Below are 14,332 nucleotides of genomic sequence, written 5' to 3'. Positions count from 1 at the left end.
TATGAGAGAGATAAAACAATATCTGCATTTATATAAAGTATTTACATTTCAATTTATTAAAGGTATATTACAGTCAAAGGTAGACTTTCTCATTGGGTTATTTGGATTTTTTATTGTTCAGTTCACAAACGTCTATTTTTTGTTTTTGATTTTTAATAAGATTTCAACAATTCAAGGTTGGTCTTTTAATCAAGTTTTATTTATATATGGATTTTCATTGATTCCAAGAGGAATAGATCATTTTTTTACAGATAATATATGGACATTAGCCTGGCAATTAGTCTTGAATGGAGATTTTGACCGTTATATGCTTAGGCCATTAAATTTATTGTTTCAAGTTATTTGTGAGAGAATCCAACCAGATGCATTTGGTGAATTAATTGTTGGAATATTGTTGTTAATAAGTTCGATTTCTAAGGACGTTGTTCAAGCAAATCTCTTAAATTGTGTTGCCTTTGTTATATCAATAATTGTGGGAACTATTATCTATACGTCGATTAAGTTAATTTATGCTTCATTAGCATTTTGGTTTAAAATTAGTGGTCCTTTTTTGTATACAGCCTATCAAATAGCTGATTTTGCAAAATATCCTATTACTATTTATTCAAGAGTAATTCGTATTATTATATCATGGATTGTGCCATTTGCATTTGTTGCTTTTTATCCGTCAACTTTCTTTTTGCATAATAATACTTTTTTACAGACAATAGGAATCGAATGTATCATAGCGGTAATATTTAGTATTATTTCTTATTATATTTTTATTAAGGGTACAAAAAATTACGAAAGTGTGGGTAATTGAGATAATGTTTGTGAGTATTATATAATTAAGAAAGGATTTGGATTTATAATTATATGAGAAATAAAATGAGAAATGTTTTAGATATGAAGTTTATAGGAAATAGTCAGGATGGAGACTGTTTTATTAAATGTTTGCAAGAAATATACTATTGGTATGGTTATCCAATTAATACATATAAAATCTTAGGTATTACTAATTGTTTGAATTTTAAAGTAAAAGACGAAGGAAATGGGAAACTGAAAACAATCCGAGAAATGGATCGTATTAATAATCGTATGATTAATTCAGAAATAAGAAGTGGTGCAACACTAGATGAATGTTTTGAATGCATTTTTTCAGAAATCGATAAGCAAAATCCATTAGTAGCTTTAGTAAATACATTTTATCTGTACTATACAGGAGATTATCTAAAAAGATCAGGAGGATTTTTCAAGGGATATCACGGTTTAATTATTAATGGATATGATAAGGTAAATAAAAAAATAGTAGTTACAGATTTGGTATATGATAAGTATAATGTAGAAATTGCTTTTGAAGAGTTTGCTTTAGCTTGGACGTATACAAAAGATGCGCCATTTTTTAAGCCACTAAAATATATCGTATACTCTTGTGACATTTTTGATTATGATTATAGTAGCCTAATGAAAGAGTCTTTAGTATATTCTTTGCAAATATATCTCAATGATTTAGAAACTTGGAATCAAGATAAAAAAAAGTCCATTAATATCTTTTCAATGCTATTTGAGTTTGATAAAATAGTAAAAGGTGAGTGTCTTGGTAAAGAAAGAACAGAATTAGTGGAAAATTTATCGTATTCAATTTTTCATGAAGTCCGATGGAGCAGAAAAAGTATGGGATTATTTTTGGCTTCTGAAGAAATATGTGAAATGTATGATTTTACATCGTATTCAAAGAGCTTTTATTTACAATTTGATAAATGGACATTGGCACATAATATGTTATTAACAAGTATAAGAAGTAATAATGAGAAAAGATTTTTTAAAACTCAGAATTTGATTAGGAGTCTAATATTTGAGGAGAATGATTTGGTGAAGGATTTAATGACTTTGTTAAAATAGAGATTTTAGTTGTTCTATAGGTTATAATTAGATAAAATAATACTAAAAGAGAGGAAGGAAAGATTTGAAAGAGAATTATAATTTACTGTGTTGTTTGGATGAGAAGAACTATAAAGAAAATGGTTCGAAATTTCAAAGGACGGCTGTCCGAGCAGTTATTAGAGATGGAAATAGGATTGCAATGATACGCAGCTCAAAATATGGAGAATATAAATTTCCGGGCGGTGGTATGGAGAAAACCGAACAGATTAAAGATACCATTAAACGAGAAGTAGAAGAGGAAACAGGGCTGACTGTAATTAGTGATTCATTGAAATACCTTGGAAGTGTTGTAGAACGTAGAAAAGGAGAAAAAGAAGATATTTTTGAAATGCTTTCTCATTATTATGAATGTATGGTCAAAGATTCAAATGGAATGCAAAAATTAGATGCTTATGAAGCAGAATATGGTTATAAATTAGAATATATATCGTTAGAAGAGGCTATTATAAATAATGAAGGTATTAAAGATATTTCCAATATTCCCTGGATAAAGAGAGATACAGAGGTAATGAAATTGTTAACAAAAGCTGCAACTTAATTATCTAAAGGATAAATACAACATTTTTAGAACTGAGGGCTGATATGAAGAAAAGAAAAAAGCAAGCGATATGGGAGAGAGAATGGGAACTCCTTGAAAAAAAAGAAAATCTATTGTTGATAAAATATCAAAAAGAAAAGGCATCAGTCATAAACAAAAAGCTAGAGGCGATAGTTCCTTATAAATTGCAGGAAAAATTAGATTTAGCTTTTTATAAAGCATTTCAATTGGTATTTGAAAAAGGGACTAAGATTATTGAAATGACTTATTCGAAAGAAAAGCAGGAGAATGATTATAAAATAAGAGCATATTCTGCCAATATCAGAAAAAACAAAAAAAGTGTGAAAGCTTTTTCGAAACAAGCTGGGATTGTTAATTTAAGAAATCTTATGTTCTCAGGAATAGAAGGAATAGGCTTAGGTGCTTTAGGCGTTGGAATACCGGATATTCCTCTTTTTGCAGGATTGATAATAAAAAGTATGAATGAAATTGCGTTGAGTTACGGTTTTCCTTATGATACGGATAAAGAACGAATTTTTATTTTAAAGCTGGTAGAGACTGCTTTATATCGTGGAGAAGAGTTTAAAAATGCAGATGCAAACATCATTCAACTGATAGAAGGTAGTAGATCAATTGAAAATGATTTATCTGAGCAGATACGTTTTACTGCGAATGCATTATCAAAAGAGATGTTATATATGAAGTTCCTTCAAGGAATTCCTATTGCAGGTATCGTGGGAGGATTGACTGACGCAGTTTATTTAAAAAGAATTACAGATTATGCCGAATTGAAATATAGGAGAAGATTTTTTCAAGAAAAGATTAGGGTGTCAAAAGTTTGATTTTTGACATCCTAATTTTGTGTTTTATCAATGAATGTATCGAGAAAAAATCTTATGAAATATATAAGAACTCAAATATGCGGTTAATGAAAAACCAATAAAACAAAAAAGTAAAAGTAAATGTACAATCGTAGAAAAATTCCACATTAATAAAATGAGTGGTGACAGATAGAGGGTTAGAAGTACGATTGTCCAAGGTAAATGTTTGATAGCTATAAAAAATGCATTTTTTAATGTTCCGGTGATAGAGTTCTCAAACTTTGCAAGGAGTGGAAAAACATAGATCATCGAAATAAAGCTAAAAATACATAAAAGCTGGATAATATATGTAAAAATTATTGAGAATGGAATTGTTATATGATTTAAAATAATCAAATCGGCCGCAAAAAAAAGATTAAGAAAGAAAAAGAGCAGCCATAATATTGTTGCCTGCTTAAAATTTGATTTAAAAGAAGAAAAAAATTCTTTTATAATATAAGTCTCTTCATTTTGATTCATTTTTAATGTTACATAGGAAAGAGATGTGAGCGAAGCTCCTATCGTAATAATAGGGAGACAACATAGAATAAATAAAATGTTCAGTAACATTAAATCTGCAACTTTGGAAAGATATATAAATAATTTATTGTCCATATTAAAAATGTTTTTCATGTAAACCTCTTTTCTTTAAATGTTAATTCTATCGAGATTTTAAATGACGAATTATCATAAGTGCTATTTTAATAAGAACAGCATCATCAAAAGAACGGATATCTAAACCGGTCAGTTTCTGTAATTTTTCAATTCGATAAATTAATGTGTTGCGATGAATGTATAATTTACGTGCAGTTTCTGCAATATTTAAACCATTATCAAAAAATATATTGATTGTAGTTAGAGTTTCTTCATCAATAGAATTAAGAGGATCAGTACCTAGTATTTCTTTTAAAAAAGTTGTACTTAATGATTCAGGTAAATGATAGATGATTCTTCCTAATCCAAGAGAAGAGTGGCAATGAGTGGCTTTATTCGTATAAAACAAATTCCCGATATCTAGTGCCAGACGGGCTTCTTTATATGCAATTATAAGTTGTGATAAGTCTTCAATGATAGAACTGTATCCTACACGAACTTTAGACATAGCTTCTGTGTTAAGCATGTCAACAATCGTATTTGCAGTCTGCTCCAATTCCACTTTGGATTTTTTAGAATAAAATGTTTTTACAAGTATAATATTGTTAGGGCTAAATTCAATAATAAAATCATCTGTTAAATTTGTAAATAAGTTTTTTAGTGTTTCAAGCAGCGTAGAATCTTTCGCATTTTTCGTTTCAATGATGTAAACTGCTCGTTTCGCATGAAATTCAATGTGAAGTTTCTGTGCACGATAAAAAATATCTGAGGATGAAAGCTCTTCGATAAGTAATTCCTGAATAAAACCTGATTTATTATATTTTTCCCGATAAGCATGCGTTAAATGTTTGATTTGTTCCAGAGCTTGTTTCGTGTCAAGTTCCGGATTAGATAGTAAAGAAAATTGAAGTCCGGTAACGTTATATAATTCTTTCAAAGCCTGATTCAGTTTATTTTCTTGTGACAAAGCCTTCATCCCCTTTTAGTCTGTATTTTAAAATTTTGGCCCCTTTGTATAATATTATATTAAAACATTAATTTGTAATCGTCAATTCTGTTTCTTTGTCAAAGATATGAGCTTTTTCCATATCGATAGCAAATCTTGCAGTATCACCATTTCGAATTGTAGTTCTAGGATCCACTTTGGCAGTTATCTGCGTTCCTTCCAAATTAAAATGTAAATTAACTTCAGAACCTAATAATTCATAAATTTTAATTTTGGATTCAAAAACACTGCTGGGTGAAGTTTCAATAAATACCTCTGAGTCATAAATATCTTCCGGGCGAATACCAAGAACAACTTCTCTGCCATTGTAATTTCCGTCAATCAGCTTCTTACCTTTCGCAGGTGGAAGAGCAAAAGAATGTTGGCCTACTTGTAAGGAAACGTTATTATCAACTATTTTTACAGTTGCATTTAGGAAATTCATTTGTGGTGATCCAATAAATCCGGCAACGAAGAGATTACTTGGATAATTATATAAATTCTCCGGCGTATCTACCTGTTGAACAACACCATCTTTCATAACAACAATTCGGGTTCCGAGAGTCATGGCCTCTGTCTGATCGTGTGTTACATAAATAATAGTGGCATTCAATCTTTGATGAAGCTTAGAAAGTTCCAGACGCATCTGTACTCTTAATTTTGCATCCAAATTGGAAAGAGGTTCATCCATTAGGAATACTTTAGGATTACGAACGATGGCACGCCCCATGGCAACACGCTGTCTTTGACCTCCGGATAAAGCCTTAGGTTTACGTTTTAATAAAGGTTCTAAGTCCAAAATTTTAGCAACTTCTTTTACTTTCTTTTCAATTTCGGCTTTCGGTACCTTATTGATTTTAAGTGCGAATGCCATATTGTCATAAACTGTCATATGTGGATATAGTGCATAATTTTGAAATACCATTGCAATATCTCTGTCTTTTGGTTCCGTATCATTCATAAGTTTGTCATCAATTTTCAACTCACCGCTTGAAATTTCCTCTAATCCGGCAATCATTCTTAAAGTTGTTGATTTACCACATCCTGAAGGTCCTACAAATATGATAAATTCCTGATCTTCTATATCCAAATTAAAATCTTTAACAGCTTCAAACCCATTCGGATAAACTTTACAAATATTTTTTAGTGATACACTAGCCATTTTTAATTCCTCCTTATTTCTTATCTAATTCCATTATACAAAAAGAAAATAAAATGAACATGACACTACTGACCAAAAATATTTTTTTGTAATGTACATCTTAACTAAAAATAATTCAATGATAAGATGGAGGAGGATAGGATCCAAACGGTAAATATTTGTTAAAATCACTAAAATTGTTTGCAGTTGTTTGAAAATTATTAAAATTTTTTTAACAGGAAAGAAGTTTTAATTGAAAAAACTAAATTTATACTGTATAATATTATGGAAAAAAAGTTTCTATCATATATTAAGTTGCATAATAATTGCCAGCACAAATATGAAGAATTCCTTATACAATTTCATCAAAATATGATACAATATCACCATGCATTTGTATTCATTGGGAGGAAAGTAGATGCAAGAAGATCAAATGTTGGCTTTTAAAGCTCAAAGGCAGCGTGATAAAAGAATTGCGCAGTTTAAAAGAAATTTATTAATTTTGGCAGTGATAGCTATTATTTTACCAACCTTGTTATGCATTTATTTATTTTTTAAAGTAAACTCTCTTGAAGACAAGCTTGCAGCATTGTATAAAGAAGGAACGGCAGCAGTTAGTCAGAAAAGAACTGATGATAATACTGTGTATGCCAGTCAGGATTTGAAACCGGATGAAGTGAATGCAGTTGAGAATCCATCTTTAAATGAGCAGAAAACTTTGAATCAAGAAACTACAGGTGTGCAGACACCTGAAACAAATGACTCCAAAAAGGAAAAAAAGATAGTTTATTTGACCTTTGATGACGGACCGAGTTCTAACACAAAGAATATTTTAAAAGTTTTAAAAGAACATAATGTAAAAGCAACATTCTTCGTTGTTGGAAATAAATATAATAGTGAAGAATTTGAAGCTATGTATAAACAAATTGTAGAGGAAGGGCATACAATAGGTATGCACTCATATTCACATCAATATAGTACGATTTATCAATCATTAGATGCCTTTAAAGAAGACTTGAATTTATTACAGGATTATTTGAACAAAACCATTGGCATGTCTCCGGCGATTTATCGTTTTCCGGGTGGCAGCAGCAATAAGGTAAGTGATACCAAGATGGAAGTCTTTATCAATTATTTAAAGGAGAAAAATCTTACATATTTTGATTGGAATGTTTCAAGTGGAGATGCAGCCGGACAAAATCTTTCTGTAGAGGAAATAGTGAATAACACTATGGAAGGAGTTTCAAAAAACCAGACATCCGTTGTATTGATGCATGATTCCGAACATTTGGATTCTACAGTAGAAGCATTAGGTAAAATTATTGAACAGTTGAAAGAACAAGGAATTGAAATTTTACCAATTGATCAAAAAACAACGCCGGTACAGCAATTGAAGGCGAAATAAATTAAAAAATAAACTAATGGAGGAAAATGAAATGAGTTTTTTCAAAGATTTTAAGGAGGATTTATCTCAAGCAGTAGATGAATTGATTCCGGATACAAAGGTACCAATGGAGTCAGATGATATGGTAAATACTTTAGATGAAGAGGTAAAACCATTAGTAAGTGAGCCTATTAGCAGTATTTTAGAGGCAGCAAGCCAGCAGGTGGAGGTTCCGGTAGAAAAACCGGCTGTAGAGACGATAAAAGCAAGAACGGAACCGGTTTTTAATAATCGTTTAGACGCTGTTCCATCTGATGAAGTAACAATGATCACTGCAGGTACTAGAATTTCGGGGGATTTAGAATCTCAAGGTTCTATTGAAATTCAAGGTGCAGTGAATGGAAATGTAGTTTGTGAAGGAAAATTAGTAGTGACAGGTATGATAAGAGGAAATTCAAGAGCTTCTGAATTTTTTGCTGATTCAGCGAAAATTGAAGGAGAGATTGATAGTAATGGAACCGTTAAAGTTGGTCTGGGTTCTGTTATTGTAGGTAATATAACTGCCAATTCAGCAGTGATTGCAGGTGCCGTGAAAGGTGATATTGATGTGCAAGGACCAGTTGTGATTGATACATCAGCAGTAATTATGGGAAATATTAAGTCACGCTCTGTTCAAATTAATAATGGAGCTGTTATTGAAGGTTTCTGTTCACAATGTTATGCAGAAATTGATGTGGCTAGTTTATTTGAAAGTGCAGCAAAATAGAAAGGGCGTAAAATGAAGAGAGTATTGTTAAAATTAAGTGGAGAAGCATTAGCAGGAGAGAAAAAAACCGGATTTGATGAAATGACCGTTACTGGTGTGGCCAGACAAGTCAAACAGTTGATAGACGAAGGGATTGAAGTTGCAATTGTAATTGGTGGAGGCAATTTCTGGAGAGGAAGAACAAGTGAAACGATTGATAGAACCAAAGCAGATCAAATAGGTATGCTTGCAACTGTTATGAATTGTATCTATGTATCAGAGATTTTTCGATATGTAGGAATGGAAACAGAAGTGTTGACACCATTCCTTTGTAGTTCTTTTACAGAATTATTTTCAAAGGATCGAGCAGTGAAAGGTTTAACAGAAAAGAAAGTGATTTTCTTTGCAGGTGGTACAGGGCACCCTTATTTTTCAACCGATACTTCAACTGTATTAAGAGCAATTGAGATTGAAGCAGATGGAATTTTATTGGCAAAAGCCGTAGATGGTGTTTATGATAGTGATCCTAAAATTAACCCAAATGCGAAGAAATATGATGAGCTTTCAATTCAAGATGTAATTGATCAAAAGCTTGGTGTAGTAGATATGACAGCATCAATTCTTTGTATGGAAAATAAAATGCCGATGCTTGTATTTGGCCTGGAGGAAGAAAACAGCATTGTTAATACAATAAAAGGTAAGTTTTCAGGAACTAAAGTAGTTGTATCCGAAACATAAAATGGAGGGAAGTAATCATGGATCAAAGATTAAACGTTTATGAAGAAAGAATGAAAAAATCAGAAAGCAATTTACTCGAAGAGTATACTACTATTCGTGCAGGAAGAGCGAATCCACATGTATTAGATAAAATCAGAGTCGATTATTATGGAACGCCAACAGTTATTCAACAAGTTGCGAATGTGACAGTTCCGGAAGCCAGAATGATACTTATACAGCCATGGGAAGCATCTATGGTGAAAGAAATTGAAAAAGCTATCCTGACTTCAGATTTGGGACTGAACCCAACGAATGATGGAAAAGCGATCCGTTTGGTATTTCCTGAATTAACAGAGGAAAGAAGAAAGGATTTAGTGAAAGATGTCAAGAAAAAAGGTGAACAGGCTAGAGTTGCTGTCCGGAATATTCGAAGAGATGCGAATGATGCATTAAAGAAAATGTCAAAAGCGAATGAAATTTCTGAAGATGAAGAAAAGCAGTTAATGGATCAAGTTCAGAAAATGACAGATAAATTTATTGCAAATATAGATAAAGCAGTTGATGACAAGTCAAAAGAAATACTTACCGTATAGAAGTAATGGGGACATAGTTATAGCTGTGTCCCCATTTGAGCTAAAAAAAGTGGAGGAAGATTAAAATGAATGTTCCACAGCATATTGCTATAATATTAGATGGAAATGGCCGTTGGGCAAAGAAAAAGGGTATGCCAAGAAATTATGGGCATGCACAGGGGACTAAAAATGTAGAAGTAATATGTAAGGCTGCACATGATATGGGTATAAAATATCTAACTTTGTATGCCTTTTCTACAGAGAATTGGAATAGACCCAATTCTGAAGTAGATGCACTTATGAAACTGCTTAAGAGTTATTTAAAGACTTGCATAAAAACAGCTAAGAAAAATAATATGAGAGTCCGTGTTTTAGGAGATAAAACGAAATTATCAGAAGATATCCAGAAAAGAATTAAAGAACTTGAAAAAAGCACCAAAACTTACGATGGGTTGAATCTTCAAATAGCAATTAATTATGGGAGCCGCGATGAATTAGTCCGCAGTATGAAGAAAATTGCTGAAGACGTGAAAGAAAGCAAGCTGCAAATTGAAGATATTAATGAACAGCTTATTTCGGAATACTTAGATACACAAGAGATACCGGATCCGGATTTGATGATTCGAACCAGTGGTGAGCTTAGGATTTCAAATTATTTATTGTGGCAGCTGGCTTATGCTGAACTTTATTTCACGTTAGTCCCATGGCCGGATTTTTCCGAAGATGAATTAAGAAAGGCTGTAGAGGACTATAATAATAGGAGCAGACGTTACGGAGGATTAGAGGAGGAAACATAATGTTTTGGACACGATTTTTTAGTGGAATTGGTTTAGTGCTGATTGCATTATTTACCATTATTTTCGGAGGAAATATATTGTTTGCAACTTTACTCCTAATTTCTTTGATTGGACTTTCAGAACTTTACAAAGTTTTTGGTATAGCCAATAAATCTCTTGGTATTGTCGGATATTTAGCAGGACTTACGTATTATGTCTTTTTGTATACAATGAATCAAGAAAAATTCTTAATGTTATTTATTGCATACTTAATCGTATTAATGGTATTCTATGTATTTTCTTATCCTAAATATAATGCGCTCCATGTAATAGCGTCATTTTTTGGTTTGTTTTATGTAGGAATTATGTTATCCTTTGTATATCAGGCTAGAATGTTAGAAAACGGAATATACTTAGTATGGTTAATATTTATCTGTTCCTGGGGATGTGATACGTTTGCTTATTGTGTGGGAATGCTTTTTGGAAAGCACAAACTGGCACCGAAATTAAGTCCGAAAAAATCCATTGAAGGAGCAATAGGCGGGATTTTGGGAGCGGCACTTTTAGGTGGACTTTATGGATTTATTATAAAGGATTATTTGCAGGGGGCAGATAATATTGTTTTGAGTTTTGCTGTTATATGTGGTATTGGCGGAGCTATTTCACAGGTAGGGGATTTAGCTGCTTCTGCTATTAAAAGAAATTATGATATAAAAGATTATGGAAATTTGATTCCGGGTCATGGTGGAATTTTAGATCGTTTTGATAGTGTAATTTTTACAGCACCGATCATTTACTATTTAGCAGTATATTTGATAAAATAGAAAGGGATTATGAATGAAAAAAATAGGGATTTTAGGTTCCACAGGTTCTATTGGAACACAAACTCTGGAAATTGTGAAAGAACAGAAGGATTTGCAGGTCTTGGCTTTGGCAGCCGGAAATAATATTGATTTGTTAGAACAGCAAATTAGAGAATTTAATCCAAAGATTGCGGGTGTCTGGCAAGAAGAAAAAGCAAAGGAACTAAAGATAAGGATACGTGATCTGGATATAAAAGTAGTATCAGGTATGGAAGGGCTTTTAGAAATTGCAGTTATGGAAGAAATGGAAATTTTGGTGACAGCAATTGTAGGAATGATAGGAATCCGTCCTACAATTGCTGCATTACAAGCCAAAAAAGATATAGCTTTAGCAAATAAAGAAACTCTGGTGACAGCAGGTCATATTATAATGCCTATGGCAGAAAAAAATGGCTGTAAAATTTTACCGGTCGATAGTGAACACAGCGCGGTCTATCAGTCTTTAAATGGTGAAAATCCAAAAGAAATAAGTAAAATTTTATTGACGGCTTCCGGTGGTCCTTTCAGAGGTAGAACCAGACAGGACTTGGAAGAAGTCCGTTTGGAGGATGCATTGAAGCATCCTAACTGGTCAATGGGAAAGAAGATTACGATTGATTCAGCAACCCTTGTGAATAAGGGGCTTGAGGTTATGGAAGCCAAGTGGCTTTTTGGAATGGAATTAGAGCAGATTCAAGTTTTAGTTCATCCACAAAGTATTATTCATTCCATGGTAGAATTTCAAGACGGGGCAATTATTGCTCAATTAGGTCTTCCTGACATGAAATTACCGATTCAATATGCATTGTATTATCCCGAAAGACGTCCAATGCCGGGAGATAGAGTTGATTTTTCCGCATTAGGTGCTATGACATTCGAAAATCCGGATATAAAAACGTTTCCCGGGTTACAATTAGCATATGATGCAATGACCGCCGGCGGTTCTATGCCGACTGTATTTAATGCAGCGAATGAGCGTGCGGTTGCAAAGTTCTTAGACCAAAAGATACGATTCTTAGAAATTTCTGAAATGATACAATTCTGTATAGAAGAGCATAAAAAAATTGAGAATCCGACAGTGCAACAGATTTTAGAAACGGAACAAGCAACATATGAGAGGATAGAAAGCAGGTGGTAGGATGAAAATAATTATAGCAATTTTGATGTTCAGTTTTATCATACTTGTCCATGAATTTGGACATTTTATATTGGCAAAGAAAAATGGAATCGTTGTAAATGAATTTTGCTTAGGACTGGGACCGACTTTAGTAGGGGTTCAAAAAGGTGAGACAAAGTATTCCATCAAACTTCTTCCATTCGGAGGGGCATGTATTATGCTTGGTGAAGATGAGGAGTCTGTTTTAGAAGGGGCCTTTAATCAAAAATCAGTTTGGGCCAGGATTTCTGTTGTATTGGCAGGACCGGTCTTTAATTTTGTTTTAGCATTTGTTCTGGCAATTATCCTTTTGTCAAATATTGGATATGATGCACCGGTCATTTCTGAAATAATAGAGGGATTTCCGGCACAAGAAGCTGGATTACAAAAGGGAGACCGTATTGTAAAAATCAATGACAAGGATATTCATTTATATCGAGAAGCATTGTTTTATAGTCAATTTATGTCAACAGATAAAGAGACTAAGTTAGTATATGAAAGAGACGGAAAGAGATACGAAACTTCTATTATGCCGAAACTGGATAAAAAAAGCGGCAGATATTTATTAGGTTATAGTTCAGGTGTCAGAGTGAAAGGAAATCCTTTGACAACATTGAAATATAGTGCTTATGAGGTTAAATATAATATTTGTACTACGATTGATAGTTTGAAACTTCTTGTGGGAGGGAAGGTGAAGGTAAATCAACTTTCCGGACCGGTAGGTATTGTGGATATGATAGGAGATAGTTATGATGCCACAAAAGAATCAGGAGCTTTTTCTGTGTGGTTGACGATGATTAATATATCTATTTTTCTGACTGCTAACTTGGGAGTTATGAATCTACTTCCTATTCCGGCGTTAGATGGTGGAAGGCTCGTGTTCCTTTTGATAGAAGCAATTCGAGGAAAGAGAGTGCCGGAATCAAAAGAAGGTATGGTACATTTAGTAGGAATGGTATTGCTTATGGGGCTGATGGTTTTCGTACTATTCAATGATATTCGAAAAATATTTTTTTAACCGATTATGGAGAGGATTTTAATATGTATAGAAATAAAACAAAAACAATTCAAATTGGAGATTGTGTAATTGGTGGTGGAAATCCTATCTTAGTACAATCGATGACAAACACAAAGACAGAAGATGTAAAAGCCACGGTAGAGCAGATTCGAAAGCTTACGATAGCCGGATGTGATATTATTCGATGTGCAGTTCCTACTATAGAAGCAGCATTTGCGCTAAAACAAATAAAAGAACAGATTGCAATTCCGCTTGTTGCAGATATTCATTTTGACTATAAGCTTGCAATTGCAGCTATGGAAAACGGTGCTGATAAAATACGTATTAATCCTGGAAATATTGGTAAGATAGAACGTGTCAAAGCGGTAGTAGAGGCAGCTCAAGAACGGAATATACCGATAAGGGTAGGTGTTAACAGTGGTTCTCTCGAAAAACATTTAGTGGAAAAGTATCATGGAGTTACAGCGGAAGGAATTGTTGAAAGTGCACTGGATAAAGTGAAGATAATTGAAGATTTGGGATATGATAATCTAGTGGTAAGCATTAAATCTTCTGATGTATTAATGTGCGTAGATGCTCATAAACTTATTGCGCAGAAAATTAATTATCCGCTACATGTAGGGATTACAGAGGCAGGTACTTTATTGTCTGGAAACATCAAATCAGCAGTAGGATTAGGTATTATTTTAAATGAAGGAATTGGAGATACGATTCGAGTGTCATTAACGGGCGATCCGGTAGAAGAGATCAAATCAGCAAAATTAATTTTAAAGACTTTAGGTTTAAGAAAGGGTGGGATAGAAGTAGTATCCTGTCCAACTTGCGGAAGAACCATGATTGATTTAATCGGACTGGCAAATCAAGTCGAAGCACTGGTTGCAGACATTCCTCTTGATATAAAAGTTGCAGTAATGGGTTGCGTTGTGAATGGACCTGGTGAAGCCAAAGAAGCAGATATAGGAATTGCTGGAGGTAATGGAGAAGGAATTCTTATCAAAAAAGGGAAGGTTATTAAAAAAGTACCTGAAGATCAACTTTTAAATGCACTGAGAGAAGAATTATTACACTGGGGTGAATGATC

Annotated in this window: 16 protein-coding genes; 13 read left to right on the top strand and 3 right to left on the bottom strand. The window is 33.1% G+C overall.

What is annotated here, in order from left to right:
• Position 1 precedes the first annotated feature (1 nt).
• The 4 genes from DWV06_RS13850 (at position 2) to DWV06_RS13835 (ending at position 3,303) form a co-directional block, all read left to right on the top strand.
• The gene (locus tag DWV06_RS13850; RefSeq protein WP_115482786.1) at positions 2-802 is read left to right on the top strand and encodes an ABC transporter permease; all 801 of its coding nucleotides are present in this window, start codon (positions 2-4) and stop codon (positions 800-802) included.
• A 65-nt stretch (positions 803-867) separates the two neighbouring features.
• The gene (locus tag DWV06_RS13845) at positions 868-1,881 is read left to right on the top strand and encodes a hypothetical protein (protein ID WP_115482785.1); all 1,014 of its coding nucleotides are present in this window, start codon (positions 868-870) and stop codon (positions 1,879-1,881) included.
• A 64-nt stretch (positions 1,882-1,945) separates the two neighbouring features.
• Complete coding sequence (locus tag DWV06_RS13840; RefSeq protein WP_115482784.1) at positions 1,946-2,461, top strand: NUDIX hydrolase; 516 nt, start codon at positions 1,946-1,948, stop codon at positions 2,459-2,461.
• A gap of 44 nt (positions 2,462-2,505) precedes the next feature.
• A complete protein-coding gene (locus tag DWV06_RS13835) occupies positions 2,506-3,303 on the top strand; it encodes an EcsC family protein (RefSeq protein WP_115482783.1) in 798 nt (265 codons plus the stop codon).
• A 27-nt stretch (positions 3,304-3,330) separates the two neighbouring features.
• Here DWV06_RS13835 and DWV06_RS19115 read toward each other — a convergent pair whose 3' ends face one another.
• The 3 genes from DWV06_RS19115 to DWV06_RS13820 form a co-directional block, all read right to left on the bottom strand.
• Positions 3,331-3,891 (bottom strand): YesL family protein, encoded by a 561-nt coding sequence (locus DWV06_RS19115; protein WP_408608165.1) that lies wholly within the window; start codon positions 3,889-3,891, stop codon positions 3,331-3,333.
• Positions 3,892-3,982: 91 nt separating this feature from the next.
• A complete protein-coding gene (locus tag DWV06_RS13825) occupies positions 3,983-4,882 on the bottom strand; it encodes a PucR family transcriptional regulator (protein ID WP_162300646.1) in 900 nt (299 codons plus the stop codon).
• Between the two features lie 67 nt (positions 4,883-4,949).
• Positions 4,950-6,062 (bottom strand): ABC transporter ATP-binding protein, encoded by a 1,113-nt coding sequence (locus tag DWV06_RS13820; RefSeq protein WP_115482780.1) that lies wholly within the window; start codon positions 6,060-6,062, stop codon positions 4,950-4,952.
• 397 nt (positions 6,063-6,459) lie between these two features.
• On the opposite strand from DWV06_RS13820, the gene DWV06_RS13815 reads away from it, so the two are divergent.
• The 9 genes from DWV06_RS13815 to ispG all read left to right on the top strand — a co-directional run bounded on the left by DWV06_RS13815 (position 6,460) and on the right by ispG (position 14,330).
• Complete coding sequence (locus DWV06_RS13815; protein WP_115482779.1) at positions 6,460-7,446, top strand: polysaccharide deacetylase family protein; 987 nt, start codon at positions 6,460-6,462, stop codon at positions 7,444-7,446.
• 31 nt (positions 7,447-7,477) lie between these two features.
• Positions 7,478-8,191, top strand: coding sequence for a bactofilin family protein (locus DWV06_RS13810; protein WP_115482778.1), 714 nt, complete (start codon positions 7,478-7,480; stop codon positions 8,189-8,191).
• Positions 8,192-8,203: 12 nt separating this feature from the next.
• Positions 8,204-8,908: a UMP kinase gene (pyrH, locus tag DWV06_RS13805; protein WP_115482777.1), complete on the top strand. Its 705-nt coding sequence runs from the start codon at positions 8,204-8,206 to the stop codon at positions 8,906-8,908.
• Between the two features lie 17 nt (positions 8,909-8,925).
• Positions 8,926-9,480 (top strand): ribosome recycling factor, encoded by a 555-nt coding sequence (frr, locus tag DWV06_RS13800; RefSeq protein ID WP_115482776.1) that lies wholly within the window; start codon positions 8,926-8,928, stop codon positions 9,478-9,480.
• Positions 9,481-9,545: 65 nt separating this feature from the next.
• Positions 9,546-10,256, top strand: a complete 711-nt coding sequence (locus DWV06_RS13795; protein ID WP_115482775.1) for an isoprenyl transferase — start codon at positions 9,546-9,548, stop codon at positions 10,254-10,256.
• Positions 10,256-11,059: a phosphatidate cytidylyltransferase gene (locus tag DWV06_RS13790; protein ID WP_115482774.1), complete on the top strand. Its 804-nt coding sequence runs from the start codon at positions 10,256-10,258 to the stop codon at positions 11,057-11,059. The genes DWV06_RS13795 and DWV06_RS13790 overlap by 1 nt, the downstream gene beginning before the upstream one ends.
• A gap of 13 nt (positions 11,060-11,072) precedes the next feature.
• A complete protein-coding gene (locus tag DWV06_RS13785) occupies positions 11,073-12,215 on the top strand; it encodes a 1-deoxy-D-xylulose-5-phosphate reductoisomerase (RefSeq protein ID WP_115482773.1) in 1,143 nt (380 codons plus the stop codon).
• 1 nt (position 12,216) lies between these two features.
• Complete coding sequence (gene rseP, locus DWV06_RS13780; RefSeq protein ID WP_115482772.1) at positions 12,217-13,251, top strand: RIP metalloprotease RseP; 1,035 nt, start codon at positions 12,217-12,219, stop codon at positions 13,249-13,251.
• Between the two features lie 23 nt (positions 13,252-13,274).
• Positions 13,275-14,330, top strand: coding sequence for a flavodoxin-dependent (E)-4-hydroxy-3-methylbut-2-enyl-diphosphate synthase (gene ispG / locus DWV06_RS13775; RefSeq protein WP_115482771.1), 1,056 nt, complete (start codon positions 13,275-13,277; stop codon positions 14,328-14,330).
• Positions 14,331-14,332: the final 2 nt, after the last annotated feature.

It is taken from the genome of Anaerosacchariphilus polymeriproducens, assembly GCF_003363435.1.
GTDB lineage: Bacteria > Bacillota > Clostridia > Lachnospirales > Lachnospiraceae > Anaerosacchariphilus > Anaerosacchariphilus polymeriproducens.
This window is presented reverse-complemented; position numbering and strand designations above follow the sequence as displayed.